Raw genomic sequence first — 25,159 nt, forward strand, 5'->3', positions numbered from 1 at the left:
GTTGCGCTCACGGCAATAATGTTTTGCGGGTATGCCGATTGTGACAATAAAGCGAGGCTCTTACGCTAGTCCCCACTTCTACATTTGGAGCCCTATCATGCGTAAAGGCGTTGCACTCGTCGTGGGCGCTACCGGGATCACCGGCAGCAATCTTTCCAATCAGCTCATTGCCAATGGCTGGACCGTGTACGGGTTATCACGACGGCCTGCCACCGAAGCATCGTACATTCCGGTAGCAGCGGATTTGTTCGATGCACGATCGCTGGAAAGCGCGCTTTCCGGACTGCCCGTTACGCATGTGTTCTTCTGCACGTGGACCCGACGCGACACCGAGCAGGAAAACGTGGAAGCGAACAGCACGATGATGCGCAACCTGTTTTCCGCGCTTACCGATGCGCCGCTGGTGCATGCCACCCTCGTCACGGGGACCAAGCACTATCTAGGGTCCTTCGAGAATTACGGCAGTGGCCAGGCAGAAACGCCTTTCCGTGAGAGCGAACCTCGCCAGCCGGGTGCTAACTTCTACTACAGCCTCGAAGACATTCTGTATGGGATCGCCGAGCAGCGCGGCCTGAACTGGAGCGTTCATCGCCCACATACGGTCATTGGCCACGCCCGCGGTAATGCGATGAACATCGGTGTGACGCTTGGCGTCTACGCATCGTTGTGCAAGGCCGCTGGCGAGCCGTTCGTGTTTCCCGGTTCACGGCTCCAATGGAATGCGCTGACCGACATGACCGATGCGACGTTACTTGCCCGCCAGATCGAATGGGCTGCGACCGCTCCCGGTGCTGCCAATCAGGCGTTCAATACGGTAAACGGCGACACCTTCCGCTGGCGTTGGATGTGGGACGAAATCGCTCAGTTCTTCGGCATCGAAAACGGCGGTTGCCCGGAAGAGCCTGCGCCTCTCGATGCCCGCATGACCGATGCGAAAACACGCTGGGCGAGCCTGGCGAAGGCGCACGGTCTAGTAGAGAGTGATGTCGATAAGCTGGTGTCCTGGTGGCACACCGACGCGGACCTCGGACGCGAGCTTGAGTGCGTCAATGACATGAACAAGAGCCGCGATTTCGGCTTCCAGGTCACGCAAGATACGCGAGCGGCGCTGCTCGATCTCTTTACTCGCCTGCAAGCGGAAAAGGTACTGCCCCGCTTCTGACCGGTCAGCCGGGCTGACATACACACGTGGGCACGATCACAATGACCCTGCCCACGTGATCCTTTCCATTCCGTCTCTGCCTGCCAATCTTTGCGCAGCCTTCCGGCGATAGCCGCTACTTCTTCTCTTGCCACGCAACGGCTTCCCGATGCTCCCGTGCACACTAAACGTCGTGCTGCATGCAAGAAACCGAACGCTTGTGGAATGTTTGCAGCATGCTGTCGACCTGCTCGGGCCGACATACCTGCTCGATGCAGGCATAGACGCGCATATCGAGCTCGCGCAGGCATCCGTCCAGCAGCAACTCGCGAGTCACGGTTTCCAGGAGCGATGCGCGCATTTCGCGCGGGGTCGATGCCCGAAACATAAGCTGCAGCTGCCATTGGTCACGCTGCTCCGGCATTGGGCGATAGTGAAAAGTAACGCCGATCACATCGCGGTGCCGCATCGCCAGCCGCTTCAGTTGGCGCTCGAGCTCGACAGGACGCCGAGCCCGGAGATGGAAGCGATAGCACAACACCGGTGGCATGGCCGAACCACCTTGCGGATGAAACTGGGTTCGGACACTGGGAAACGGCTTTACAAGCCGGCGATGCCTCTCATGCTGAAGTCGTAAAAGGGTCAAGCTACTCATGCATGTTCTCCCTAGCGGCTTAGGAAACGTCTTTCATCGGTCTCACGACGAGAGCACGCTTTATTTGCACATCACTAGGCTAAAACGCCGCACTGAATACCGGTTAGCCAGATACTCCTGATCGATTGCCCAAAGCTGCACTGATAAACATTCAGATTAAGATTACTTGAGACGACATGCCGCAATTCGCCACTCAATGGCCAGCGCATACTGACATGAATTGTCCCATGCCGGTCATGCGTGCAGGATCAGGCAAGTGAATGGCAGGATCAGGCTATGGCTTTTCGCTTGCCCAAAAGCACGCTTGCGACCTCTGTGCAGTGGCTTGAAACGACCAACAGGAGCGACACCCAATGTCGACTGTCCCCATGACGCAAACCGAAGCACTGAGGGCTGAATTGTCCGCGATGATTGCACGCGCCGCGCCCGTGGATGGAACCCATCAAACTGTCATCAGCTCACTTAGCGTGTCGCGCTGCACCGGCCCGAGCCTGCCTATGCCCGCCCTATACCAGCCTTGCCTGTGCTTGATGGTGCAAGGGCGCAAACAGGTATGGCTAGGGGAAGAAACCTACGTCTATGGCCCGCTCAATTACCTGGTCGCCTCCGTAACGTTGCCGGTTTCAGGCCAGGTTATCGACGCCTCTCCCGAGCATCCGTACCTTAGTCTGAAGCTGGATATCGACCCAGCGACCATCGCCAGTCTCATCGATACCTGCGGACCGATCAGCGTCCCGTCCGGAAAGGACCCCCACGGCTTATTCGTCGACGACATCAGCGAGCCATTGCTCGATGCGGTTGTTCGGTTGATGCGGTTGATCGATTCCCCGCGCGACGCACACGTACTCGCGCCGCTGGCCATCCGTGAAATCTTCTACCGAGTGCTGCGCGGCGCCTATGGCTACCTGCTGAGGAACGTCGCCATTGCCGACAGTCAGACCCATCGCATCAGCCGTGCGATCGAGTGGATCAACCGGCACTTCGATGAGCCTTTAAGCATCGATGCGCTCGCACAACGGGTGAACCTCAGCCCGTCGTCATTGCACCACCGCTTCAAGGCACTTACGGCCATGAGTCCTTTGCAATATCAAAAGCAACTGCGTTTGCAGGAAGCCCGCCGACTCATGATCAACGACGGCCTGGAAGCCGCCGCCGCGGGATACCGCGTCGGATATGAAAGCCCTTCGCAGTTTAGCCGGGAGTACGCACGGCAGTTCGGTGCGCCGCCGGCGCGAGACATCGCCCGCTGGCGGAACATCGCCTAAGAGCGGGCGCCGTACGTCGGCAACGGCGCGCATTGCCTTGGTTCATCGCGCGCCTGCCGTTTGCCTCAGTGCTGCTTGATGCGGACCGGCCGGACAAAGTTGTAGGTGGTAAAGACGCACAGCACCAAGCCGGCAAATGCCAACATACCGCCGACCAAGCCAACGTTCGCAACGCCTAGCTGGTCGCTGACGAGGCTGCCCAGAAGCGCGCCGCCGCCGATACCGATGTTGAAAATTCCCGAGTACAGCGCCATTGCGACATCGGTGGCATCCGAGGCCAAGGTCAGCACCCTCGACTGCATCATCAGGCCAAAGCACATGATCGCAGCGCCCCAGACGACGGCCAGCGTTCCCAGATAGGCGTCTTCCATCGCGGCAGGCAAGAGCAACAAAAGGCACAAGGTCAACACGCTTATCGCCGTGACGATGAAGCCCTTGGGGAAACGTCCGCTGTAGCGACCGAACAGAATCGAACCAATGATTCCGGCGCCGCCGAACAACAACAGCAGCACAGTAATCTGCCCGCCATCCAGGCCTGCGATCGACAACGCAAAAGGTTCGATATAGCTGTAGGCGGTAAAATGTGCGGTTACCAGTAGCATCGTCAGCACATAAACGGCGACGAGTGCCGGACGTTTGAATAGCATCGGCAAGCTCTTGAGCGACCCGGAGTTCAGGCTTGGCAGCCGGGGCAGCGTCTTTAGTAGACACAAGACCGTCAGGCCCGCAATCACCGCAATAAGCGTAAACGTCGTGCGCCAGCCTAGTAGTTCGCCAATGGCCCGCCCGAGGGGAATGCCCATGACCATTGCCAGCGCACTGCCCGTGGCCAAAAGCCCTAACGCCTGAGTCTGCTTACCCGCTGGCGCGACCCTCACGGCCAACGACGCGGTAATCGCCCAAAACACAGCGTGCGCCAGCGCAATTCCAATTCGGCTAATGACCAGCACGGTGAAATTCCAGGCCATGCCGGAAAGCACATGGCTGGCGATGAATACGACAAACACACAAGTGAGCAAGGTGCGTCGGTCCACGTTGCGCGTCAGCAACATCATGGGCAACGAGGCCAGCGCAACCACCCAGGCATAAATGGTCAACATCAGGCCAACCTGCGCTGCTGGCATGGCGAAACTCTTGCCGATGTCCGTCAGCAGCGCGACCGGGACGAATTCGGTCGTATTGAAGATGAAGGCGGCCAGGGCCAGTGCAATGACACTGATCCAGCGGCCTTCGGGTGATTGCGTTTGTGTGGTCATGGCGATGGCCCGCGCGTGAGAAATTTCAAAAAGCGACCGTGTGCAAGCCATCGAAACAAGAGGCCCGCGCTCTTCTTGAAATTATTGGAAGCCCCTCACTGACGAATCCAAAGCACAAATCCCTCGCGTCCTGAGCGGAGCAAGGTAGGTGTCTGAATGCGGGTAAATAGGGTTTGAGCGGTCGTGGTCGGCGCCGATTCTACGCGTGCAAAAATTCAGTTCACAACCCACACAAAAGATCTTTTTAACACGATGACGAATGGTCGAGTAGCACCGAGGATGTCGCTGCAAAAACGTCTACGATGAAATCCACTCCAGGTCTTGGAAGAAAACCAACGACCACAAAAAAGCCCGGAAAGATCCGGGCTTTTTCGACTCGATGGGACTCAGGTCCGATCGATGCCTTTCTTGACGGCGTCTTTGGCTTCGCCTTTGACCTGTTGGGCTTTGCCTTTTACTTGCTGTGCATCACCCTCGGCCTCGAGGCGCTCGTTGTCGGTTGCACGACCAAGGCCTTCTTTCGCCTTGCCGACAGCCTCATTCGCATGGCCCTTGATCTTGTCTTTTGCGCTGCTCATGAAACACCTCACTTCCAATGGGTTACGTAATTGTGATCCCGCTGGTCAGCGCGAAGTTTTAACGACCCGACGAACGTAACGGTGCGCTCGAACCTACAGAGCGACGAACAATAGGAAGGCGCCCAGCAGCAACCGATAGATCACGAATGGCAGCATGCCGATCTTGTCCAGCGCACTGAGGAACAGCTTGATGCACAGAAATGCGGACACGAACGACAGCACGATGCCCCAAAGCATGTCGCTCCAATGCGCATCTGCGCCAGTGGCGATCAGGTCGATCGTCTTCAACCCACCAGCGGCAAGAATCAGCGGTATCGAAAGCAAGAATGAAAAACGCGCCGCGTCCTGACGATTGAAGCCCAGCAGCAATGCGGCGGTCATGGTGATGCCGGAGCGCGATGTTCCTGGGATCAACGCTAACGCTTGGGCCAGACCAATTAGCAGCCCCTGTCGCCAGGTCATCGATTCCATCGGCAAGATACGGCGTCCTTTTTCGTCCGCGTACCAAAGCACTACACCGAACAGGATCGTGGTACATGCGATTACCAGCATGGAACGCGTGTATTGCTCGATTTGGTGTTCGAATACGAGGCCCACGATACAGGCCGGGATCGTCGCGAGGATGATGAGCCAACCCAAACGGGCTTCGGCATTGGGCTCGCGCCGCACTACGCTTCGCGTCCAACCTGAAACGACGGCACGCACCTCGTGGCGGAACGCATAGACCACAGCCAGCAATGTCCCAATATGAACGGCGACGTCGAACGCCTGCCCCTGATCATCCCAACCGAGTAATTGGCTGGGCAGGATGAGGTGAGCGGAGGACGAAACGGGTAAAAATTCCGTGATGCCTTGAATGATGGACAAAACGACCAGCTGTAACCAATCCATACGGGGGTACTCTCCAATGATGTTCGAGCGGATGTGACACACGCTATCGGTTTAAGTCCCTGACAACGCGTAAAAAATGTCGATTCGGACAGGCTATGTTCAGTTTATGAAGGTTCTGCGTGACGCGGACGCCCAGAAACCTGGCGTATCGAACGGTGCCATGTTTCATCTTGTAAAGATTGTGCGGAAGAGAACTGCTCTGGCACGCCTGTGCAATTAGGTCATGCCCCCAATGACCCAACTCTGTGAGTGATCACCTATATTGATGGGTAAAGCATCCGTGGACCTGCCGCCGGCAACGCGACCGGCCGCTTCTTCGCGCCGTCTTGGTTCCACTCGCAAGGCGCTTCAGGTAGGCTCGCAAGCTTTCCCGTAAAGAGGTATTCGACATGGCACGTGCCACTGCCCGCCACATCCTGGTTTCCAGCGAAGAGAAGTGCAACGAACTGAAAACCGCCATCGAAGGCGGCGCCGACTTCGCCGAGCTGGCCAAGCAACATTCGTCGTGCCCTTCCAGCCGCGATGGCGGCAACCTCGGCAGCTTCGGCCCAGGCCAGATGGTCAAGGAATTCGACACAGTCGTGTTCAGCGCGCCGGTCAATGAAGTCCAAGGGCCAGTGAAGACCCAGTTCGGTTACCACCTGCTGGAAGTGACTAGCCGCCAGGACTGATCCGATCACTGCTACGGCAGCCGATCCGGTAAGAGCCCATCGAATGATGGGCTTTTTCGTTTGTGGGCAGCGAAATGCGAGTACAAAAGGCGCATCGCGGGCATGGCCCGCTCCCACAGGGGAATACACAAACGAGGTGAACAGTGGATTACGCCACGGTGTGGCCAATCCACCCTACGCGGGCCGCACGGGCATACCGGGCTCAGGCGTCCTCGTGAATCCAGTTGCCGGTCATGGCTTCGAGCTGTTCATAAACACCCGGACAAGCGGCGAGGAACGGACCGCCTTCGAGCAAGGCGTTGCCCCTTAAGAAGTCGTTGGTGCGCCCGCCTACTTCGTTCAGCATTACGATTCCGGCTAGGCAATCCCACGCGTAGAGACGCGTTTCGTGGTAGCCCAACAGGCGGCCAGCGGCGACGTACGCCGTCATCAAGGCACCGGAGCCACTGCGAAAGAACATTCCGCCTTCTTCGAGTAGCTTCGTCAAAAACGGCAGGAAATGCGCTTTGCCAGGGCGGTGCGTCGTGCCGACACCCACCAAGCCTTCGCGTACGTGCGTCGCTTTATGAGGCTTCAGCGGTGAATCGTTCACGAAGGCGCCCTGCCCCTTCAGCGCGTGGAAAAGCTCGTGATGATTAGGGTCGGCAATCACGCCCAGGGCCGGTTCCCCATCCACCAGCAGCCCAATGGACACGCACCAATTGTGCAAACCGTTGACGAAGCACGCTGTGCCATCGATAGGGTCGATGACCCAGACACATTGCGCGTCGAGACCTTCTGACCCGCGCTCTTCACCGAGCAAACCGTCTTCGGGAAACAGCGTGGTCAGCGCTTGACGGATGAAGTCCTCGAGATCGCGATCCGCAACACTCACAACGTCAGTGGCGTCCTCGCTCTTATTGAGAACGGTCAGCTCCTCTCGACGGCGGTAGTAATCCATACCCCGATTCGCCGCCTCTTGGGCGATACACTTGGCCGCCGTGTAGCGAGCGCTCAGATCTAAAGGCGCAGCAGTAGTTGACTCATGGATCATGCAGGGCTCCTAACGAGATAGACGGGAGAGGCGTGGCCGTGAACGCGCGACGGACGAACCACTGACCATAGCAAGATCATGGATTCACGTTGCAGCATTACGTAAAGGTTGCGGAGATGTTTGAAGGCAACGGTGCCTAGCGATCCCGGCTCATTCGACCTCGACGGACGCCACCGCGTTGGAGGCAATTTCCACCACACTCAGCTTGCCGCCATCGTACCCGCAGCCAGTATCGATGTAGGTGGTATTGCCCAATTGCATGACGTCATGAACGCTACTGTGACCAACATACACCGTGCGAACGCCTTCGACCGGCGTCCGGTCCTGGCTCTGGATACGGCTACGGCTCCATAACGATTCCGTGACCGCGACCTGCTGGATCGCCCGCCCGTGCTGCCCTTCGAGTGACTCCATCACCATGGACCATGGCGCATTCTTGTTCAGAAACGGGGCCTGAGCGTGGATGACACCCACCACGCCCCCGTCAGGCAAGCCAATTTCGATCGCGATGGGGAGTTCCTGCAACCGTTCGGCAATCTCACGGCGTTGGTCCTCATGCATGCCGTAGGCCCATTCGCCGCCATTGCGTCGATGCATCTTGGGGTCTTCGTCGTGGAGCACGCTGTCGATCAGCATCTGCTCGTGATTGCCCCGAACGGGATGGAACCAGCTCTTGCCCAACCACTCGAGAACGCCCGACGAATAAGGCCCCCGATCAATCAGGTCGCCCACCGGGAAAAGTCGATCTCGCTTCGTGTTGAACCGGAGGCGACGTAGCAATGCCTCGAGCAATTCGAAATGGCCGTGGACATCTCCGACGGTGAAGTCGCGTCCATGCAAATTGGGTTCGAAACGCCTCACTAGGCCAACGGATACGTTTTCGCTCATCGAGTCTCCAGACAACCTTACTGACGCTCGGCGTGTGCCATGCCGCGTTCACCGAGAATGGGAATGACCCAGTGTTCCACGTTCGGTTCCGCTTGCTGTCGGATACCAGGGCACGAAAATAATGCGGCGATAGGCCATGATTGTAGCCTCGCTGCAATATAAATAGGCAATTAACGATAGCGCCAGCGATCAGTATGAGGGGTCGGTTTTACTGCATCGAGATAACCCAACGGTAAAAGCCGCCGATTCGGCGGCTTTTTGCATAGCGTAGGTAACTACGGCTTGTTCATGTGCAAACGTACGTTGAGCTCATCAACAACGGGCGCCCACTCCGCGTCTTCCAGGATTTCTTCTTTCAATAGCGCAGCCTGGCTTGCATTCCAGAAGGGAGCCTCCGACACCTTCACATCATCCGGCAAGGGGTAATGCTGGGCGATGAAGGCATCGATATCAGCAGGCTCCGCAGGCAGCCCTAGCTGCTCGAAAAGGGTTCCTAGGTCTTTGTTCGGTAGCTCCATGATCGGTCTCCTGCAAGCTATGGCACCAACGGTGTTCGCTGGCATTCATGGCTATAGAACGTCGGCCCGTGCCGAGGGTTCAGCACGGACCACGCCCATGGTCAGCGCGACTGGCTACGCGCGGCACGTTCACTGTTGGCGGCCTCATCGGACTGCGGCAAGCCCGCGACGCTGATCTCCGGGAAACGCCCGCCAATGAATTCGAGGCTGCGTGCCGGTCGCGCGATGTGCACATTCAACTTGCGCAAGCCATCGAGCAGCTGCAGATTGATCTCCTGCTGAATGTCCATATATGCGTTGTAATCGGAGCTCAGCACGATGTAGACGACTTCAAACGTCAGCTGGCTGTCATCGAAAGCCAGAAAATGAGCGCGGTCGAAGCGCACCTTGTCGATGCCTTCAATAATTGTGCGTACGAGCGTCGAAACTTCGCGCACCTTATCGACTGGCGTGGATTGGGTGATGCCGAACTTGAACACGATTCGGCGGGTGTCCATACGCTTGTAGTTGTGCAGCGTTTGTCGAAGAAGATCAGTATTCGAGCAAACGACTTGCTCGCCGCTGAGGCTGCGGATGCGTGTCGTCTTCAGCCCAATATGTTCGATTGTCCCCGCGACCGCACCGAAAACGACGAAGTCACCCGTCTCGAACGGCTTGTCCACACCGATCGACAGCGAGGCAATGATATCGCTGAGCAGCGTTTGCACCGCGAGCGCGACGGCAATACCGCCCACACCAAGACTTGCCACTAATGCGGTGATGTTCACGCCTAGGTTTGCAAGAATCGACAGCAGCATCACGGACCAAACCATGATCCGCGCCATGGTGGCAATGATGACCGTCGTGACGGGATTTCGTGGAATGCTCCCCTCTCCGAACACGGTGCTCGACGTCCACAGCCGGACGCCAGTGTCCAGCCAGAATGCGATCTGCAGCGCCAGAACGATGAACCACGCGTGCGCCATCGCGCCTTCCCAGCGCGGCGACAACTCAACCAGACGCAGGCCGACCATCAGTGAGAACGTCAGCAAAAGCAAACGGCTGGTATTCGCAACGACGACTGCAGCCAGTCGGTAGAAACGGCCGTGCTTACCTTCAGACCACGCGTTCAGACGTCGCTGAATGGCCCCGATAGCGGTACGCAGTATCAGGTAACAAATGACGGTAACGCCCAGCACGACGCCGACATTGACCCATAATTCTCGGTTCAGCCAGAAAGACCAATCGTAGTCCATCACTCCTCCTCTCGACGCATTGCCAAATCGACCGCACAAGCGGGCATACCCTACGTCTGTAAATAGAGGCGGATTGATAGTTCCGCAGAGTCAGGAATGCTGCCGGACACGACACGAGTGGCAGCCGCCAGCTGGGCCGAGAGAAGCAAGAACGAATGAGACTTTGGGGAGGTACTGCGTTGTCACCCTACCAAACGCGTCAGGTTCGGAAGGATGAGTACCATCGCAACGATAAATACAACCAAGCTAGCTTGTCGCCATTTAGGAATATTACGCATCGCTCCACGCCTTTTATTAGTAGTTACTGGCAGGACTCAATGAGAAAAAGCAAATGCCACGCCACTTACCGCGCTCACTCGTCGTATGGAGACGTCTCTCGGCCCAATGGATAGGCATCTGTAAAATCGAAAACAATCCATATGCGTGAGTTCAGTGGCTTACGTCCGAACACGCGTTCCCCGCGCACCCGCACTGCCCCTGCCTCCTCGCTCGCCAGCTACGCAGACACCGCCCGGACGTTGAACACCGTTTGTCTGTCCGTGAAGTACCGAGCCCTGGGCCTAACCGCCCGTCTTGATTTGGGCACCCTCGTTCTTTTCCGCCTGCCCAATAAATGACTGGCGTTTCGATCCTCACTTAGCGAACACCGAGTGTGCTACGCCTGGGCACGGTGGCTGTAGCGCATCGCTACGGGTGATTTCGAAACGCAAACGTGTGGACCTGTCACGTTTTTCGACAACAACGTCGAGCGACACAGGTTCCGACAAGACGATCCGTCCTGGAGACCCGATCATGCGCACTCGACTTTCTGCACTGACGTTATGCCTTCTCTTCACACCTGCAGTCTTCGCTGACGCGGGCAACACATTGCAGCAGCAACGGCAACAAAGCGGTGCTGAGATGGAGAGCCAGCGCCAGCAAGGCGGATCAATCATTAACTCTGATCGCAATGGCACCAACGGCACCATGCCCGGTGGCGCGGGCAACTCCTCACCAGGCGGTACTCCGCTGCCGGGAGAGCCAACCACTCCACCGCGGCCCACGACCAATGGCACCCCCGGCACGACGACGCCGGGGACATCAGGCAATGGCTCTTCTTCACCAGCGACCCCTGGTACGGGTGGGAGCACTGGATCGCCCGGTATGGGAACGCCAACCACGCCCGGCGGTGCCGGGCCGTCGGGCCAAGGTGGCGGCGGCATGGGCGGTAGCGGTGGCGGAGCGGGCGGAATGGGCGGCGGTCAGTAAGCCCGGGTTACCTGCATAAACGCATGAATCCGTTGAAAAAAGGTTTGCCTTCATGAAACTGTTCGAATACATTAGCGCGCCTCGACGGACTAGACGGTCTGTCGAGCTTTGGTGAGGTGTCCGAGCGGTTGAAGGAGCACGCCTGGAAAGTGTGTATACGGGAAACCGTATCGAGGGTTCGAATCCCTCCCTCACCGCCATTGATTGATTGAAAAAGCCCCGAAGGCCAACCAGCCTTCGGGGCTTTTTCGTTTCCGTGCCGGTAAAAGCAGAGCAACGGCGCCAGCTGTTAACGGCGAACCTTCGGCACGGGACCTGTCCATTATCGAGCGCTAACGGATGGCCACATGCACCTTGTCGGGCGGCCTTCGTTCTACCCGTTTCTTTACGTGTCGAAACGTTCCCAACCGCTTCGCATGGTGGCAGAATCCGGCCAAGACTGTGATCCGTTTCAAGGAAGAAACCATGCTCGACTTCCCCTACCCTGGCTTTGATCGATTTGGCTTTGAGAGCGCTCTCTTCCCTTTCGAGGTCCTGGCTCATCTCGGTCACATGCGTGCAATGAAGATCGACAACGAATTCGCTCTCAGCGCATGCCGCGAAGGCCATGCGCTTTTTCGCTTCTGTCCGTTTGCTAATCACCAGACTTTGCAGACTCGATAACGCCTAGACGGTGCTGTCGACGATCCGCGGATCATTGGTGCGCGTGTCAATGACATTCGGTTCGTTAAACCAGAAAGGAATCGCTCATGCCACTTCCATCGGATGAGGGCCAACTCGTAGGGATGCTGATGCTGCTTTTGCTATGCGCGACATTGAAGCTGTTCTTTCCAGGGGGCAGCCATGAGTGAGGGTCAGTTGCAGTGTGCGATTACCGCTATTGCCTTCGTTCTCCTCATCATGGGCAGCACGCTCGTGCTGCCTGAACCTAATCTTGAACAACTAACGGAAGCCAAAGATGAAAGGCCGTAATTCTGGTGGTGCAGGTGAAGCAATTATCGCGATCCTTATCGTGACCGCGATCGTCGTAGCGTTACTGGGATCGTGGCTTTCGACATTGGGCATGCACTCGAACTATCTAGGCTGATACCAGCGAGACAATCCGTTGGTGACACGTTCGAGACCTTGATAGTCATCCGCAGGCAGCGCGCTTGTCATTTGTGAGCAACGCCGTTGTCCGGCGACCACTTGGGAAACGTACCGTGGCACGTCAGTGGGATATTTTCTGTAGCGTCGTCGATAACTACGGAGATATCGGCGTCACGTGGCGCCTGGCTCGTCAACTCGTCGCCGAACACGGGCAGCGGGTACGCCTGTGGGTGGATGACTTGAGTGCGTTCGCCCGCATCTGCCCGCAGGCAGACTCCAGCGCAACTCGCCAAGAAGTACTGGGCGTACTCGTGTGCGAATGGTCAGCCACCCTCATGATCGATACGCCTATCGACATCCTTGTGGAAGCGTTCGCTTGCCAGTTGCCGGCGAGTATCGAGTCCGTGTTACGGCAGCAACCTCAAGCGCCCTGCTGGATCAACCTTGAATACCTGAGTGGCGAATCCTGGATCGAAGGCTGCCATCGCCTGCCCTCGCCGCAGGCCGGCGGGCTGTCCAAGTATTTTTTCTTCCCCGGTTTCACCGAACGCACGGGTGGCCTGCTTCGAGAGGCGGACCTGCTGCAGCGACGCGATACGTTCCAGGCCGATCGGGAAGCGCAGGATCAATTCCTCTCGCGCCTGGGTGTAACCCGGCAACCAGGTACACGGCTGATCTCTCTGTTTACCTACGAAAATGCCGCGCTAGCGCCCTGGCTCGATGCACTATGCGACGCCCCGCAGCCAATGCAGCTGCTCGTACCTGAGAGCCGAATACTGCCCGACCTGGTCCGTTGGGCAGGCGCGCCTTTGGAAATGGGCAAACCGCAGCGCCACCGGCAGATCGAAATTCACATCATCCCGTTCGTGAGCCAGCAGGACTACGACCACCTGCTTTGGTGCTGTGACCTGAATATCGTCCGGGGCGAAGACTCGTTCATACGCGCCCAGTGGGCCGGACGGCCAATGCTATGGCATATCTACCCGCAGGATGAGGATGCGCACATTGCCAAGCTGGAAGCGTTTCTCGATCACTATCAAAGTGACCTTCCACCGCCAGCCGCAGACGCACTGCGCTCGCTTTGGCTGGCCTGGAACCGAGCGCAGTTGCCACCTGAGCCATGGAATGCGTCGATGCTGGACGACCCGAGCTGGCTCAGCCATGCCCGCGCTTGGTGCGAGCATTTGAATGCACAACACGATCTGGCGACCCAATTGGTTGCGTTCGTTGATACGCATGCTCAACCGCGCCCTTAGGACCGGACAGCGGACAATCCGCAAGCGGCTGCTGTGCATTGCGAACAAATTGGCTATAGTACGCGGCCTGTTTTTCCGTCCATTCTGACAACGGATATTCGAATGAAAACCGCACAAGAGTTTCGTGCCGGCCAAGTGGCCATGATCAACGGCGAGCCCTGGGTCATCCAGAAAGCCGAATTCAACAAGTCCGGCCGCAACGCTGCCGTGGTCAAAATGAAGCTGAAGAACCTGCTCAACAGCTCGGCGACCGAGACCGTGTACAAGGCCGACGACAAATTCGAGCCTGTGATTCTTGAGCGCAAGGAAGTGACTTACTCCTACTTCGCCGACCCGATGTACGTCTTCATGGACACCGAGTACAACCAGTACGAAGTCGAAAAAGATGACCTGGGCGACGCACTGAACTACATCGAAGACGGCATGCAGGATGTCTGCGAAGCGGTTTTCTATAACGATCGCGTCATTTCCATCGAACTGCCGACCACTATCGTTCGCAAGATCGTCTACACCGAGCCTTCGGCGCGCGGCGACACCAGCGGCAAGGTCATGAAGACCGCTCGCTTGGCTAACGGTACCGAAGTCAAGGTTGCCGACTTCTGCGAAATCGATGACCACATCGAAATCGATACCCGCACCGGCGAGTACAAGTCACGCGCCAAGGTCTGATGACCTTTTCTTTAGCGTGAACGCGAAGCCCGTGTCTTGGACACGGGCTTTTTCGTTTGACCGAACGCTACAAATCGTCCGAAGTACGCCGGCGAAAGCTTGCTGGATCGTGCTGCTAACATCCGTCGTTTGAATTACCGAGCATCCCACTGTGTCCGACTCCGCATCGTTCTCCTCTCTGTCCCTATCGCCAGCCATGCAGGCGAACCTTGCGTCGCTGGGCTATACGCAAATGACGCCAATCCAGGCCGCGGCCCTGCCCTTGATGTTGGCAGGCCGGGACGTGCTAGCGCAGGCGAAGACCGGTAGCGGCAAAACGGCAGCCTTTGGGATTGCGTTATTGCATCAGGTCAATGCGCGTTATTTCGGCTGTCAGGGGTTGGTGCTCTGCCCCACTCGCGAGCTTGCCGATCAGGTCGCCAAGGAAATGCGCCGCCTGGCCCGCGCTGCCGACAATATCAAGGTGCTTACATTGTGCGGGGGGGTGCCGTTCGGGCCGCAGGTAGGCTCACTCGAGCACGGGGCGCATGTCATCGTCGGCACGCCGGGTCGGGTCGGCGAACACCTGCGTAAGGGAACGCTGAAGTTGGACGGTCTGCGGACGCTGGTACTCGATGAAGCCGATCGCATGCTCGACATGGGGTTCTACGACAGCATCGCCGAGATCATCGGGCAGACGCCGCCGCGCCGGCAGACCTTGTTGTTCTCGGCTACCTATCCGCAGGGAATCCAGCAACTCGCCGCCACGTTTCTGGACAAGCCGGAAGAAGTGCGGGTGCAATCGCTGCATGACGATCGTCAAATCGAACAACGCTTTTATGAAATCTCACCCGACCATCGCTACGATGCCGTCAAACGGCTCCTGGCAAGTGTGCGGCCGCAATCGTGCGTTGCGTTCTGCCATACCCGTCAGCAGTGCCAAGAGCTGGTCGACGTGCTTGCTGCCGCCGGAATCGAAGCGCAGGCGCTGCATGGCGATCTGGAGCAGCGCGAACGTGATCAAACGCTGGCGATGTTCGCCAATCGCAGCCTATCCGTATTGGTCGCCACTGATGTCGCGGCGCGCGGCCTGGATATCGAGGGACTCGAAGCCGTCATCAACGTCGAGCTGTCGCGCGATCCAGAAGTGCACATCCACCGTATTGGACGCAGTGGTCGCGCCGGGGAAAAAGGCTTGGCTCTGTCTCTCGTCGCCCCGGCGGAAGCAGCGCGTGCGCAGGCGATAGAAACCCTGCAAAGGAAGCCTCTTCCCTGGTTCCAGCTCGATGCGCTCCAACCCGGCAAAGGCTCGGCGTTACAGGCGCCGATGCGGACGCTGTGCATTGCCGCCGGCCGCAAGGACAAATTGCGGCCCGGCGACATACTCGGTGCATTGACGGGTGATGCCGGTATCGAAGGCGACAAGGTCGGCAAGATCGCGATCTTCGATTTCCAAGCGTTCGTCGCCATCGAGCGCAGTCGCGCGCAGGACGCGCTCAGAAGACTAAACCAAGGAAAGATCAAAGGTCGCTCGCTCAAGGTCCGCCTGATCTGAAGTCAGGGCTCCGAGGCGTTCAATGCGGCCGCCATCGCTTCGCCCGCCAGTCGATGGACGTGTGCCGTTGGATGGACGTCATCGTAGAAGTAGTGGCTGTCAGGATCGTCACATACCCCCGTCGCCTGTACCGACCGCTCGATGCAGGCCTTATCCAAAGTAGTGAATCCATAGTGCATTGGCGACCGCATCAGCGGCGCTGAGAACGCAGCGTGGTCGAAAAAGGTCGCCTTCACGCCCGCTTCTCGCCAGGCGGGAATGAAGCGGCTCAACCGCGCGTTGACGCTATCGCGGAACTCACCCGCCTGAACGGCGCGGCCGTTCTTCACAACCATGGGCACCCTTTCTAGATCGCTGGAACCTACGAGCAATACATGCTTCGCACCCGCGTCAATCAGGCGCTGAACGGCATTAATCTGATTGGCAACCACAGTGGTCACCAGCGTCTGCAGTGCATCCGGCGAAGGCGTTGTGTGCAACCCGAAAAAATCATTGGCAGACGCGAATAACACGTACAGTGCGCGCGGGTCCGCATGTGTCGCATGCTCGAGGTATTGCTCCACTTGCGCTTGCATTCCGGTATCGCCGTAGGTGTCCAGCATGGGGTTGTTGTTGAAGCGACCGCTGCGAGCACCGCCCACTGCATGATTTTCCAACGGCACGGCCAATTTTTCGGCCAGCACCTCGACCGCGGTTTTCCCATTGCTCCAGCGCCCCGCCCAATACGGCGCGGCGGGCGCTTCGATGGCACCAGGTACGTCGTCTGCGACGAGGCGTTGGCTGAGGGCAAAACTGCGCCCACTGTCGGAATAGCTGTCACCGAAGGCTTCAATACGGCTATAGGACTGAGCGTGAGCGGATAGGCAGCTGAACAAGACGGCAAACAACAGCGTGAAACGCATCGCTTGACTCCAAATCGAAGGGGTTTGCAACACACCGCTCACAGGCGACGCACTAATTGACTCGCGTTCATGATCAAGCGATGCGGAACGTTATCGTGGCGACGACGGCCCATATAAGCAAATAGGAGCACGTCATGACTTTTTCGATCATTGCTCGGTGCCCTCGCAGCGGGCAATTCGGCATAGGCGCGGCAACCGCCATGCCAGCCGTCGGCAAACTTCTCAGCCACGCGGCTGCCGGATATGGCGCAGTGGCCACCCAAGCGCAGATCAACCCATACCTTGGCCTCGATGGACTGCGCCTGCTTTGCGAAGGTCACACCGCAGAGGAGGCCCTGGCGCTGCTGCAGGGTACGGATCCCTGCATGACGCTACGCCAGGTGGCACTGATCGACGCCAACGCAAGGACCGCCTGCTGGACTGGAGACGACTGCCTACCCTGGGCAGGTTCACGTCAGGGAGAGGGATATAGCGTGCAAGGCAACCGGCTCGCGGGCAAACACGTCATCGATGCGGTAGCGAATGCATTCTTGGACAGGGCCGAACAGCCGTTGATCGAACGTCTGCTGGAGGCCGTGGCGGCAGGAGATGCCACCGGGGGCGACCGTCACGGAGAGTCGTCGGCAACGCTTTATGTGGTTGATCAGGAAGCGTATCCGCTCTGGGACATTCGGGTAGATCAACACCTTGATCCAGTGACCGAGTTACGCCGACTGCATGATGTATTCGCGCGCGAAGTCGTGCCGGAAATCTTGCGTATGCCCACGCGGGCGAACCCAGCCGGTAAGCATGGAGAGGATCAAGTGTAGCCCCACCGGGAACAGCAGCAACGCGGTGAATGCATTGGCATGGGGCATGGTTCGCGCTAGCGGCTGAGCGCCCCCCTGGACGAACACAGGGCATACGCGCCAAGCGCGTCAAATAGCGCCATTTCAAGGCATGCCGCGAAATTGCTGCCGTACGCCTACTGGCCAATCATCTTGCGAGCGTCAATTTCAATTCAGGGCGAAACGAACGAGTCCGAGCTCGAAGAAGATTATGGCAGCGTTATTTTCCTGGTTTTCCGACTACCCTGCGGGCGCCGTAATCGCGCTCATCAGTCTGGCCAATCTTGGCGTACTTCTCGCCGCGTACCGGACCGTCAAACGATTGGAGCTCAAACGCACTCGCAGAAATGCGCAGCAGACCTACCCGCCCGCTGGCGCCGAGGCCGCCTTTCTTCATCACCATCGCTAGACATAAAAAAGCCGGAAGCGTCTGTCTCCCGGCTTTTTTCATCTGCCTGCAAATAGAGAAGCAGGCCGGGATGGCCTTAACAGCCCGTTAGCTTCGCTTCACGGCGCTCGCCTGGAAAGAAGAACGGACGCAAACGCACGCCGACACTATTACCGACGAACGCAGCCACCAGCCAGAGCCACCCGTGCAGGCTTCCCGACGCGATTCCGCTGAAATAAGCGCCAATATTACAACCATAGGCCAGCCGTGAACCGTAGCCGAGCAGCAGGCCACCCACGACGGCTGCAACCAGCGAGCGCATCGGGATGTTCAAGTTAGGAGCGAAACGTCCTGCAAGCCCCGCAGCAAGCAAGGCACCAATCATGATACCGATGTCCATTACGGTAGTGACGTCCTCCCAGACGGGCGAGACCAATGCCTTGGCATTCGCCGGCTGTTGCCAGAACGCCCAACTCGCGACGTCGACACCGATAACATCGAGCGTTTTCGCGCCCCACAGCGCAAAAGCGGAAGTGATGCCCCAGGGACGACCAGCCAAGGCCAAGGTCGCGTAGTTCAACAAGGCAAGCAGCACCGCGCCCCATACAAGCGGCCAAGGGCCACGCAGAAAGCGTTGCCACCCTTGGTGCTCGCCAGCCGCGAAGCGCTGCAAGCTCCCATGGCGACGGAGCTCGAGCCGTGCCGAGAGCGAAGCGATGGCGGCGAATAGCGCCAGGCTAAATATCAATGCTGGAAACAGCCCCATGGTCGTGACGATGGACGTCGGCGGCAAGCTAGGTAGCGCCGACCACCATTCGAGGTGATGCGTTGCGAACGTACCACCTATGATGAAGAACAACAGCGTCACGAGCATCCGGGCATTGCCACCGCCCACGGTAAACAAGGTACCGGATGCGCAGCCACCGCCGAGCTGCATGCCGATGCCAAAGATGAACGCCCCGACAACGACCGACGTACCAGCCGGTGCGACCAAGCCTCTCACCGGCGTACCGAACAACGTACCCGCTGCCAGCGTCGGAAAGAACAGCACGACCGCGATCGCGAGCATGACCATTTGCGCGCGCAAACCGGCGCCACGCCGTTCATTGATGAACACCCGCCACGCCGAAGTAAAACCGAACGCAGCATGGTATAGAACGAGGCCAAGCGCCCCGCCAACAAGAAACAGCAAGGCCTGCTTGCCACTGACGACGAGCGACAGCGCAAGCGTTCCTGCAATCAGCAACCCGATCGCCACCATTGGCGAGTTAGGCCGGTTAGCCGGCGCGGCAGCCGGAAGGGAAAGGCTCATAGCAAAAGCACCTTTGGAATAACCAACTAAAACGGTCGGCGATTTTACAAGACCAAAGTGCTATTGGTCAGCCATGTAGCTATTCGCTTTAGTTCTAACGTTATATGCCGGACGTCGATTCGCTGGAGCCTGAGCTCACCTATGTGCACAATTGGCCCTACACGTTTACCTCAGGCAGCCTCATGATCTTCGATGAAATCACGCTCAAACCCTACATCCGTGCGGTTCCAGACTTCCCGAAACCCGGCGTGGTCTTTCGTGATATCACGCCCCTTTTCCAGTCGCCTCGTGCATTCCGAATGGTTGTCGATAGCCTTGTGCAGCGCTATGTCGAAACCGAAATCACGCATATTGCTGCGTTGGACGCACGCGGCTTTCTAATTGGGCCGATGCTGGCCTACGCACTGAATAAGCCGCTCGTGCTGTTTCGCAAGAAAGGAAAGCTTCCTGCGGAAGCGCTGATGGAAACGTACCAGACCGAATACGGCGACGCCGTTATCGAAGTGCACAAGGACACGCTCTGCGAAGGTGATTCGGTGCTGCTTGTGGACGATCTCATCGCCACCGGCGGGACGCTCATGGCGGCGGCCAATCTTGTCCGCCGCATGGGTGCGCACGTCTATGAGGCAGCGGCAATCGTCGACTTACCTGAGTTGGGCGGCTCGCTACGCCTGAACGATGCCGGTATCTCGACATTCAGCTTGGTTGCATTCGAGCTTTCTGAGCGCTAAATCGCGGCGGTGCCGAGTACGTGCTCGCCCGTTCTTGGGTATGAATACCGCCTGTGACGTCGGTCACTGGCAGGTTTATTGCCCTATGTAGAAGCTGAATTTTCGAGCGCGCCTGTTCAGGCGCGTTCTAATCGATTTCCTCTCCTGCCTTCAGGTTCTCATTTCGACGGATCACCATCGTAGGCGGCCCGTTGTCGACGTTTTCCACGTCTACGTTTTACTTGACCAAGGCTGCATGCTGGCCTGATAGCGAGATTGCGTATTCATTTCTTCTTAGACTCGACCGCACGTAAAGTAGACGAACAATGACCAAACGGACTTGGCACTTGAAATGCATAGTTGAAATAGCGCCACGCTGATAGACGTGGGAATGACGCAATGCGGACGACATCTGTGCGCTCTGTCTCGTCATCGCACTGTCATGAACCGCGCCTAGCATCGTTTGTGCGGCAGGGCAACCGACAGACGGAACTTAAGGTTCCCTTGTCCAGTCCGATATCCGCAACGATTACCCAATAAGTATCCATGGCCTTATCAGCCATTCTGCAAGTAGAGAGATAACCGAAACATGTCCATTCAACACCAAGCCCAAGTTGCCATGAGCGAACTCGCCGGTGCATTCGCGCCGCTGAATTGCTTGATTCAGGCGCCTGGCAGCAAAGGAAGCTTTAGCTTCACTATCGTCAACCAACACGGTGTGGTCTGCCATACGCAGCGTCTGTATCCCGACCAATATGTTGGTCAAGGCCGACTGGCACAGATCATCGACCGTACTCGGAAATCGCTGACCGCTTGAAGGCCAGCGCTTTCCGCGCTGGCTTTCGTTCTATACGCCCGACTCTCCCCGCGATGCCTGTTCCCTCTTGATTTCGCCCATTCGATAACCTCCTATCGATTAATTCAGGGCTTCTTCCAGCCGCAGTAACCTCGCTTCCAGGTCCGTGATACGCGCCTCTAGCTGTTCGATACGGTCATTATTCGTGGCACCTTTCGATCCACCTGAGCCGTCAGATCGCATCATCGCCAATGCATCGATATCGATAGGTCCGCCCAACGCGTGCATGAAGCGTTCTTCCCGTTGCCCCGACTGTCTCGGCAGCAAGGTTGCCAAACCGCGGCTTGCGAGACGCTCAAGTTGATGTCGTACGTCATCGGTACCCTCGAACGCGTGCATTCGGCTACTCCGTGTCAACAATTCACCGAGCGTTTGTGGCCCTCTGAGCAATAGCAGCCCGAGTAAGACGACCTGCGGAGCCACCAACCCTAACGTCTTCTCAGCGCGCTGCTCCCATCGGTCGGCGCGATTCCCCATGACTAAACGAACCAGTCCGCGCTCTTCCAGCTGACGCAGTGCCATACCCGCTTCGCCCTGCTGGATATTCATTACCGGCTCACGACTGGTTTTCTGGTTCGCGGCGAGGAGTACGGCGTTGAGCGTAAGCGGATAGCTTTCGGGAGTGGTCAGCTGCTTTTCGATCAGGCAGCCCAACACGCGGAGCTGTACCGCGGTCAGAGGATCTTCGTGAAAAGGCACAGCTTTTTCGTCTGTCATCGAGTGCTCCAGCAGCAAATTGACGTTGGCGAGCGGCGAGCGTGCCGCCTGTCACCTTAACGCGGTGATACGGGTATCGTGCGAGTTAGGCTAGGTGAGAACACGGTAGCCATAAGGGTGAATTCACGATCATTTCGAAGAAATCATCTGTTGTCTATGTGCCTGGTGCGCCTGCTGGCTGCTGACGTTAGGTCGCGTACCAGAGCCATCGTGACATCTGGCGCATCTCTTAGGCGGCGTAAATGCGATCGACAGCAGCCCTTCATATTGGTGCCAGACCGTTTTCGCGGGCGAGCCCGCTCCTACAGGGAGTTCCGATGCTTTTTATGGATCCGATCGAGCTGTCATCGCTCGGTCATGCAACTGTCAACTCATCGTTACCCTCCCCCCATACGATCGGCTCAGGCAGGCAAAGGGAGCCCGCGGATGCTGATCACCATCGTGACAGAGACGTATCCACCCGACGTCAATGGCGTCGCCCTCACGGTACATGGACTCGAACAGCGACTTCGCCAATTTGGGCACCAGGTGACAGTGCTCAGACCGCGTCGCAGCGGTGAAACCGACGTACCTGATACCGACTTGATGAGAAGTATCAGGCTGCCGCGCTATCCCGATTTACGACTAGGTCTCCCGGCGTACCTGCACCTGCGCAGGTCCTGGAAAAAAGCGCGACCGGATGTAATCTACGTTGCGACGGAAGGCCCGCTCGGGGCCTCGGCAGTATGGGCCGCACGCTCATTCGGCATTCCAGTCGCTACCGGCTATCACACCCGCTTCGACCAGTACATGTCCCGCTATGGGCTCGGGCTCCTGACGCGTGCGACCGAAGCCTGGATGCGCTTGCTGCACAACGCGGGTAGCGCGACGGTCGTTTCCACGCAGGCATTGGCCAACGAGTTGCAAACAGCCGGCTACCAGAACGTATTCCTTGCTCCGCGCGCGGTGGACACATCGCGCTTCGACTCATCGTTTCGAACGGCAGCGCTTCGAAAGCACTGGGGCGCTACTGCCGATACGCCGGTCTTTCTGCATGTGGGTCGGGTAGCGGCGGAAAAAAATATCGAGCTGGCCATTCGGGCGTTTCGAAAGGTTCAGCAGACGTCTCCCAAGGCGCGCATGGTGTTGGTAGGCGATGGCCCGCTACGCACGGGGTTACAAGCGGCGAATCCGGACCTACTGTTTGCCGGCACCCAGCACGGTGAAGCGCTAGCGGCCCATTACGCCTCCGCGGATATCTTCCTGTTCCCAAGCACAACCGAGACCTTCGGTAACGTCACGCTCGAAGCGATGGCGAGCGGCTTGGCCGTTGTTGCCTTCGACGATGGTGCCGCACGCGAACACATCATCGACGGCGTCAACGGCCGATTGGCACCGCCAGAGGATGAGACCGTGTTCATCGCCGCGGCCTGCGAGCTGGTGCAGGGTGCGCGCCTGCGGCGGGCCCTCGGCGAGGCGGGACGCGGAACCGTACTGAAGCTGGATCCCGTGACGGTAGCCAGGACATTCGAGCAGATGCTGATCGCTTTGACGGCCAGCAATCCAGTGGTTCGCTTTCGTTCGACAGGGGAGTCCATGCCATGAACGCTCGCGTTAGAAGCATCCGTGTACGGGAACAGGATTGGTGCCTACTGGCCAACCAATGGGGATCGCGATTAGCGATAAGACGCGCCTTCGCCGTTGCCAGCCGACTTGGCGACGGTGGTGCGTGGTATGCGCTGATGCTGGCACTGATCGTCGTCGACGGAGCGGATGGACTAACCGCCGCAACGCATATGGGGCTGACTGCTCTGGCTGCGGTGCTTCTCTATCGCTGGCTGAAACACCACACGAAGCGTCCCAGGCCATTTGCCCAAGACGTGCGCATCCAGGCCCTGGTTGCACCACTGGATGAATTCAGCTTCCCATCTGGGCATACGCTGCATGCCGTGTCCTTTACCGCCGTCGCCTTGGCCTACTATCCAGTGCTTGCACCGCTGCTCATCCCATTTGCCGCCGCTGTAGCGGCTTCGCGGGTCGTGCTCGGCCTCCACTATCCCAGCGATGTGCTGGCAGCAACTGCAATTGGCGGCCTGCTGGCAACCCTGTCACTCTGGGCCGCAACGCTCTTATAGCGTGCTACGAACTGCGACGGGAGCCGCTTTCATGTTATGAATGCCGCCCCGCTCGCATACGTAATTGACTTCGATGAACGTCAACCGACTATTGATGATTTGCTTGTTGGCGACAGCGCCGCTGCTGACGAACGCCGAGATAGCACCCGCCGAGCGCAAAGCCGCGCTCGAAGAAGCGAAACTGCTGTTACTGCCACGCTCGCGGCCAATGCCCTTAGTGGCGTTGACCGATTTCAACGGGGCACATTTCGACACCGCACGTCTTCAGGGTAAATGGACGCTGCTGTTCTTCGGATTCACCTTCTGCCCCGACGTATGCCCTACCGCGCTAAGCGACATGCGCCGGCTGTTCGCGGAGCTCCCCGCAGAGACGCGTGATCGCTCGCAGCTGATTTTCGTCACGGCGGATCCGCAGCGGGACACGCCAGAACGACTGAAGACATACCTGAATTATTTCGATCCGACCTTCATCGGACTGACGGGCCCAATGCCGGAACTGCAATCGCTATCGAAAGCGACCGGACTGCCGTTCGTTCCTCCCGACACGCGCCAAGAGGGCTACAGTGTGACGCATAGCGGCAACATGGCGCTTATTGGCCCGGATGGTGAGCTACACGGACTGATTCGAGCGCCGTTCGAGTTGGAAGCGCTGGGCCGCTGGTTGACGCGCTTGGTGGAGAGCGATTCGGCTCAATGACAGTCCAGCGTGTCGGACAGCACGTAGGCTTCGAACGCAACTTCATCGATCCAGAATTGGATATGCGCGTCCAGCTCACCCGATGTGCGCCATTCGCTTAGAAGATGACCAAGCGTTGCATTCAGCGCAGGATCGCGAGCCTCGACCGCCTGCACGAATCGATAGCCAACCACAGGCTCGATCCGCCGGTTATAACGCACCCACTCCGGCAGCGCCGCAATGTCGTCCAGCAGGCGGCTTTCTTGCGCCACCGCCTTGCACTCACCCAGCTTGAGGCCGATCAGCGCCTGGGCCGTGCTCGGATAAAAGCGCGGTACGATGCCGAAGCGTTGCATTAGTAACGAAGCGTACGGACTGCCTGACGTCAAGCACACCGGCTGCTGCTGCAACGCTTGCCAGGTAGACGGGCCGCCCTCGACCTTACTCAACGCCGAGACGGTGGACTCGAAATAAGGAATGCCCTGCTCTGCCCCCATCACCAGATTCGCGTCGGCACCTGCAGCGGGAACGATCTTCCGCTGCAAAGCCGTTCCCAGTTTATGAGCCAGCGTGTGCTCGAAAGTGTGGCCTGGAGCGGGTTGCTCCGAAGCCGAAAGCAAGGGATAAGCGCCGGGGTCGAAGGAAAGCGCTTCACTTGCACTGGCGTTGACGCTACCCCAAAGGAGCGCCAGCGCCAGCGTGCCCACCACGACGCGCGGCGGTCGCATGG

The 25,159-nt window shown here is 58.3% G+C and carries 27 protein-coding genes, 1 tRNA gene and 1 pseudogene; 17 read left to right on the top strand and 12 right to left on the bottom strand.

All coding sequences use genetic code 11. The features are described 5' to 3' along the window. Positions 1–97: 97 nt before the first annotated feature. Complete coding sequence (locus tag IEY47_RS17935) at positions 98–1,162, top strand: SDR family oxidoreductase (RefSeq protein WP_188985224.1); 1,065 nt, start codon at positions 98–100, stop codon at positions 1,160–1,162. 163 nt (positions 1,163–1,325) lie between these two features. Here IEY47_RS17935 and IEY47_RS17940 read toward each other — a convergent pair whose 3' ends face one another. Continuing rightward, complete coding sequence (locus IEY47_RS17940; RefSeq protein WP_188985226.1) at positions 1,326–1,691, bottom strand: hypothetical protein; 366 nt, start codon at positions 1,689–1,691, stop codon at positions 1,326–1,328. 458 nt (positions 1,692–2,149) lie between these two features. Here IEY47_RS17940 and IEY47_RS17945 point away from each other — a divergent pair, with 458 nt between their 5' ends. Further along, the gene (locus tag IEY47_RS17945; protein ID WP_188985227.1) at positions 2,150–3,061 is read left to right on the top strand and encodes an AraC family transcriptional regulator; all 912 of its coding nucleotides are present in this window, start codon (positions 2,150–2,152) and stop codon (positions 3,059–3,061) included. A gap of 65 nt (positions 3,062–3,126) precedes the next feature. On the opposite strand, the gene IEY47_RS17950 is transcribed toward IEY47_RS17945, so the two are convergent. The 3 genes from IEY47_RS17950 to IEY47_RS17960 all read right to left on the bottom strand — a co-directional run bounded on the left by IEY47_RS17950 (position 3,127) and on the right by IEY47_RS17960 (position 5,786). Next, positions 3,127–4,317, bottom strand: coding sequence for a sugar transporter (locus IEY47_RS17950; RefSeq protein WP_188985229.1), 1,191 nt, complete (start codon positions 4,315–4,317; stop codon positions 3,127–3,129). A 386-nt stretch (positions 4,318–4,703) separates the two neighbouring features. Beyond that, complete coding sequence (locus IEY47_RS17955; RefSeq protein WP_188985231.1) at positions 4,704–4,895, bottom strand: CsbD family protein; 192 nt, start codon at positions 4,893–4,895, stop codon at positions 4,704–4,706. Positions 4,896–4,988: 93 nt separating this feature from the next. Further along, positions 4,989–5,786 carry an undecaprenyl-diphosphate phosphatase gene (locus IEY47_RS17960; protein ID WP_188985233.1) on the bottom strand — a complete coding sequence of 266 codons (798 nt, stop codon included), beginning with the start codon at positions 5,784–5,786 and terminating at the stop codon, positions 4,989–4,991. Positions 5,787–6,172: 386 nt separating this feature from the next. Between IEY47_RS17960 and IEY47_RS17965 the strand changes: the two are divergent. Next, positions 6,173–6,457: pseudogene (locus IEY47_RS17965) on the top strand (peptidylprolyl isomerase); the annotation flags it as partial. Between the two features lie 202 nt (positions 6,458–6,659). Here IEY47_RS17965 and IEY47_RS17970 read toward each other — a convergent pair. The 4 genes from IEY47_RS17970 to IEY47_RS17985 form a co-directional block, all read right to left on the bottom strand. After that, entirely contained in the window at positions 6,660–7,490 is an 831-nt protein-coding gene (locus tag IEY47_RS17970; RefSeq protein ID WP_188985237.1) for an inositol monophosphatase family protein, read from the bottom strand. Positions 7,491–7,640: 150 nt separating this feature from the next. Next, positions 7,641–8,378, bottom strand: coding sequence for a metallophosphoesterase (locus IEY47_RS17975; protein ID WP_188985239.1), 738 nt, complete (start codon positions 8,376–8,378; stop codon positions 7,641–7,643). A gap of 275 nt (positions 8,379–8,653) precedes the next feature. Continuing rightward, positions 8,654–8,896 (bottom strand): DUF2789 domain-containing protein, encoded by a 243-nt coding sequence (locus tag IEY47_RS17980; protein ID WP_188985241.1) that lies wholly within the window; start codon positions 8,894–8,896, stop codon positions 8,654–8,656. Between the two features lie 101 nt (positions 8,897–8,997). Continuing rightward, positions 8,998–10,131: a mechanosensitive ion channel family protein gene (locus tag IEY47_RS17985; protein ID WP_188985242.1), complete on the bottom strand. Its 1,134-nt coding sequence runs from the start codon at positions 10,129–10,131 to the stop codon at positions 8,998–9,000. A 792-nt stretch (positions 10,132–10,923) separates the two neighbouring features. On the opposite strand from IEY47_RS17985, the gene IEY47_RS17990 reads away from it, so the two are divergent. The 7 genes from IEY47_RS17990 to dbpA all read left to right on the top strand — a co-directional run bounded on the left by IEY47_RS17990 (position 10,924) and on the right by dbpA (position 15,927). Further along, positions 10,924–11,379, top strand: a complete 456-nt coding sequence (locus IEY47_RS17990; RefSeq protein ID WP_188985244.1) for a hypothetical protein — start codon at positions 10,924–10,926, stop codon at positions 11,377–11,379. Between the two features lie 110 nt (positions 11,380–11,489). Beyond that, positions 11,490–11,579 (top strand) — tRNA-Ser (locus IEY47_RS17995). 265 nt (positions 11,580–11,844) lie between these two features. Then, positions 11,845–12,042 (top strand): hypothetical protein, encoded by a 198-nt coding sequence (locus IEY47_RS18000; protein ID WP_188985246.1) that lies wholly within the window; start codon positions 11,845–11,847, stop codon positions 12,040–12,042. A gap of 295 nt (positions 12,043–12,337) precedes the next feature. Beyond that, a complete protein-coding gene (locus tag IEY47_RS20610; protein ID WP_268240490.1) occupies positions 12,338–12,466 on the top strand; it encodes a hypothetical protein in 129 nt (42 codons plus the stop codon). 115 nt (positions 12,467–12,581) lie between these two features. Continuing rightward, positions 12,582–13,724, top strand: coding sequence for an elongation factor P maturation arginine rhamnosyltransferase EarP (gene earP / locus IEY47_RS18005; protein ID WP_188985248.1), 1,143 nt, complete (start codon positions 12,582–12,584; stop codon positions 13,722–13,724). A gap of 102 nt (positions 13,725–13,826) precedes the next feature. Beyond that, the gene (efp, locus tag IEY47_RS18010) at positions 13,827–14,393 is read left to right on the top strand and encodes an elongation factor P (RefSeq protein WP_188985250.1); all 567 of its coding nucleotides are present in this window, start codon (positions 13,827–13,829) and stop codon (positions 14,391–14,393) included. Between the two features lie 151 nt (positions 14,394–14,544). Next, the gene (gene dbpA, locus IEY47_RS18015; protein WP_268240491.1) at positions 14,545–15,927 is read left to right on the top strand and encodes an ATP-dependent RNA helicase DbpA; all 1,383 of its coding nucleotides are present in this window, start codon (positions 14,545–14,547) and stop codon (positions 15,925–15,927) included. Positions 15,928–15,929: 2 nt separating this feature from the next. On the opposite strand, the gene IEY47_RS18020 is transcribed toward dbpA, so the two are convergent. Then, positions 15,930–16,829: an SGNH/GDSL hydrolase family protein gene (locus IEY47_RS18020; RefSeq protein WP_188985252.1), complete on the bottom strand. Its 900-nt coding sequence runs from the start codon at positions 16,827–16,829 to the stop codon at positions 15,930–15,932. 134 nt (positions 16,830–16,963) lie between these two features. On the opposite strand from IEY47_RS18020, the gene IEY47_RS18025 reads away from it, so the two are divergent. Both IEY47_RS18025 and IEY47_RS18030 read left to right on the top strand, forming a co-directional pair. After that, positions 16,964–17,638 carry a DUF1028 domain-containing protein gene (locus IEY47_RS18025; protein ID WP_188985254.1) on the top strand — a complete coding sequence of 225 codons (675 nt, stop codon included), beginning with the start codon at positions 16,964–16,966 and terminating at the stop codon, positions 17,636–17,638. A gap of 229 nt (positions 17,639–17,867) precedes the next feature. After that, positions 17,868–18,065, top strand: a complete 198-nt coding sequence (locus tag IEY47_RS18030) for a hypothetical protein (RefSeq protein ID WP_188985256.1) — start codon at positions 17,868–17,870, stop codon at positions 18,063–18,065. 76 nt (positions 18,066–18,141) lie between these two features. On the opposite strand, the gene IEY47_RS18035 is transcribed toward IEY47_RS18030, so the two are convergent. Beyond that, positions 18,142–19,356 (bottom strand): YeeE/YedE family protein, encoded by a 1,215-nt coding sequence (locus IEY47_RS18035; RefSeq protein ID WP_188985258.1) that lies wholly within the window; start codon positions 19,354–19,356, stop codon positions 18,142–18,144. 182 nt (positions 19,357–19,538) lie between these two features. Here IEY47_RS18035 and IEY47_RS18040 point away from each other — a divergent pair, with 182 nt between their 5' ends. Together IEY47_RS18040 and IEY47_RS18045 are read left to right on the top strand one after the other, a co-directional pair. Beyond that, positions 19,539–20,087: an adenine phosphoribosyltransferase gene (locus IEY47_RS18040; RefSeq protein WP_188985364.1), complete on the top strand. Its 549-nt coding sequence runs from the start codon at positions 19,539–19,541 to the stop codon at positions 20,085–20,087. 568 nt (positions 20,088–20,655) lie between these two features. Beyond that, entirely contained in the window at positions 20,656–20,883 is a 228-nt protein-coding gene (locus IEY47_RS18045; protein ID WP_188985260.1) for a hypothetical protein, read from the top strand. Positions 20,884–20,982: 99 nt separating this feature from the next. On the opposite strand, the gene IEY47_RS18050 is transcribed toward IEY47_RS18045, so the two are convergent. Beyond that, the gene (locus IEY47_RS18050; RefSeq protein ID WP_188985261.1) at positions 20,983–21,639 is read right to left on the bottom strand and encodes a YceH family protein; all 657 of its coding nucleotides are present in this window, start codon (positions 21,637–21,639) and stop codon (positions 20,983–20,985) included. Between the two features lie 426 nt (positions 21,640–22,065). On the opposite strand from IEY47_RS18050, the gene IEY47_RS18055 reads away from it, so the two are divergent. The 3 genes from IEY47_RS18055 (at position 22,066) to IEY47_RS18065 (ending at position 24,450) form a co-directional block, all read left to right on the top strand. After that, positions 22,066–23,223, top strand: coding sequence for a glycosyltransferase family 4 protein (locus IEY47_RS18055; protein ID WP_188985263.1), 1,158 nt, complete (start codon positions 22,066–22,068; stop codon positions 23,221–23,223). Continuing rightward, on the top strand, positions 23,220–23,753 hold the full coding sequence (locus IEY47_RS18060) for a phosphatase PAP2 family protein (protein ID WP_188985265.1): 534 nt from the start codon (positions 23,220–23,222) through the stop codon (positions 23,751–23,753). Before IEY47_RS18055 ends, IEY47_RS18060 begins: the two co-directional genes overlap by 4 nt. Positions 23,754–23,826: 73 nt before the next feature. Then, positions 23,827–24,450, top strand: a complete 624-nt coding sequence (locus IEY47_RS18065; protein WP_188985267.1) for an SCO family protein — start codon at positions 23,827–23,829, stop codon at positions 24,448–24,450. On the opposite strand, the gene IEY47_RS18070 is transcribed toward IEY47_RS18065, so the two are convergent. Beyond that, entirely contained in the window at positions 24,444–25,157 is a 714-nt protein-coding gene (locus IEY47_RS18070) for a type 2 periplasmic-binding domain-containing protein (RefSeq protein ID WP_188985269.1), read from the bottom strand. The two genes, IEY47_RS18065 and IEY47_RS18070, sit on opposite strands and share 7 nt — an antisense overlap. Positions 25,158–25,159: the final 2 nt, after the last annotated feature.

The sequence above is a fragment of the Pseudomonas matsuisoli genome, assembly GCF_014647635.1.
GTDB classification, from domain to species: domain Bacteria; phylum Pseudomonadota; class Gammaproteobacteria; order Pseudomonadales; family Pseudomonadaceae; genus Pseudomonas_P; species Pseudomonas_P matsuisoli.

What these genes read in the sequence shown, in the direction of transcription:
- IEY47_RS17935 (WP_188985224.1), top strand. Translation starts at nt 98, where the DNA reads ATGCGTAAAGGCGTTGCACTCGTCGTGGGCGCTACCGGGATCACCGGC.
- IEY47_RS17940 (WP_188985226.1), bottom strand. Translation starts at nt 1,691, where the DNA reads ATGCCACCGGTGTTGTGCTATCGCTTCCATCTCCGGGCTCGGCGTCCT.
- IEY47_RS17945 (WP_188985227.1), top strand. Translation starts at nt 2,150, where the DNA reads ATGTCGACTGTCCCCATGACGCAAACCGAAGCACTGAGGGCTGAATTG.
- IEY47_RS17950 (WP_188985229.1), bottom strand. Translation starts at nt 4,317, where the DNA reads ATGACCACACAAACGCAATCACCCGAAGGCCGCTGGATCAGTGTCATT.
- IEY47_RS17955 (WP_188985231.1), bottom strand. Translation starts at nt 4,895, where the DNA reads ATGAGCAGCGCAAAAGACAAGATCAAGGGCCATGCGAATGAGGCTGTC.
- IEY47_RS17960 (WP_188985233.1), bottom strand. Translation starts at nt 5,786, where the DNA reads ATGGATTGGTTACAGCTGGTCGTTTTGTCCATCATTCAAGGCATCACG.
- IEY47_RS17970 (WP_188985237.1), bottom strand. Translation starts at nt 7,490, where the DNA reads ATGATCCATGAGTCAACTACTGCTGCGCCTTTAGATCTGAGCGCTCGC.
- IEY47_RS17975 (WP_188985239.1), bottom strand. Translation starts at nt 8,378, where the DNA reads ATGAGCGAAAACGTATCCGTTGGCCTAGTGAGGCGTTTCGAACCCAAT.
- IEY47_RS17980 (WP_188985241.1), bottom strand. Translation starts at nt 8,896, where the DNA reads ATGGAGCTACCGAACAAAGACCTAGGAACCCTTTTCGAGCAGCTAGGG.
- IEY47_RS17985 (WP_188985242.1), bottom strand. Translation starts at nt 10,131, where the DNA reads ATGGACTACGATTGGTCTTTCTGGCTGAACCGAGAATTATGGGTCAAT.
- IEY47_RS17990 (WP_188985244.1), top strand. Translation starts at nt 10,924, where the DNA reads ATGCGCACTCGACTTTCTGCACTGACGTTATGCCTTCTCTTCACACCT.
- IEY47_RS18000 (WP_188985246.1), top strand. Translation starts at nt 11,845, where the DNA reads ATGCTCGACTTCCCCTACCCTGGCTTTGATCGATTTGGCTTTGAGAGC.
- IEY47_RS20610 (WP_268240490.1), top strand. Translation starts at nt 12,338, where the DNA reads ATGAAAGGCCGTAATTCTGGTGGTGCAGGTGAAGCAATTATCGCGATC.
- efp (WP_188985250.1), top strand. Translation starts at nt 13,827, where the DNA reads ATGAAAACCGCACAAGAGTTTCGTGCCGGCCAAGTGGCCATGATCAAC.
- IEY47_RS18020 (WP_188985252.1), bottom strand. Translation starts at nt 16,829, where the DNA reads ATGCGTTTCACGCTGTTGTTTGCCGTCTTGTTCAGCTGCCTATCCGCT.
- IEY47_RS18025 (WP_188985254.1), top strand. Translation starts at nt 16,964, where the DNA reads ATGACTTTTTCGATCATTGCTCGGTGCCCTCGCAGCGGGCAATTCGGC.
- IEY47_RS18030 (WP_188985256.1), top strand. Translation starts at nt 17,868, where the DNA reads ATGGCAGCGTTATTTTCCTGGTTTTCCGACTACCCTGCGGGCGCCGTA.
- IEY47_RS18035 (WP_188985258.1), bottom strand. Translation starts at nt 19,356, where the DNA reads ATGAGCCTTTCCCTTCCGGCTGCCGCGCCGGCTAACCGGCCTAACTCG.
- IEY47_RS18040 (WP_188985364.1), top strand. Translation starts at nt 19,539, where the DNA reads ATGATCTTCGATGAAATCACGCTCAAACCCTACATCCGTGCGGTTCCA.
- IEY47_RS18045 (WP_188985260.1), top strand. Translation starts at nt 20,656, where the DNA reads ATGTCCATTCAACACCAAGCCCAAGTTGCCATGAGCGAACTCGCCGGT.
- IEY47_RS18050 (WP_188985261.1), bottom strand. Translation starts at nt 21,639, where the DNA reads ATGACAGACGAAAAAGCTGTGCCTTTTCACGAAGATCCTCTGACCGCG.
- IEY47_RS18055 (WP_188985263.1), top strand. Translation starts at nt 22,066, where the DNA reads ATGCTGATCACCATCGTGACAGAGACGTATCCACCCGACGTCAATGGC.
- IEY47_RS18060 (WP_188985265.1), top strand. Translation starts at nt 23,220, where the DNA reads ATGAACGCTCGCGTTAGAAGCATCCGTGTACGGGAACAGGATTGGTGC.
- IEY47_RS18065 (WP_188985267.1), top strand. Translation starts at nt 23,827, where the DNA reads ATGAACGTCAACCGACTATTGATGATTTGCTTGTTGGCGACAGCGCCG.
- IEY47_RS18070 (WP_188985269.1), bottom strand. Translation starts at nt 25,157, where the DNA reads ATGCGACCGCCGCGCGTCGTGGTGGGCACGCTGGCGCTGGCGCTCCTT.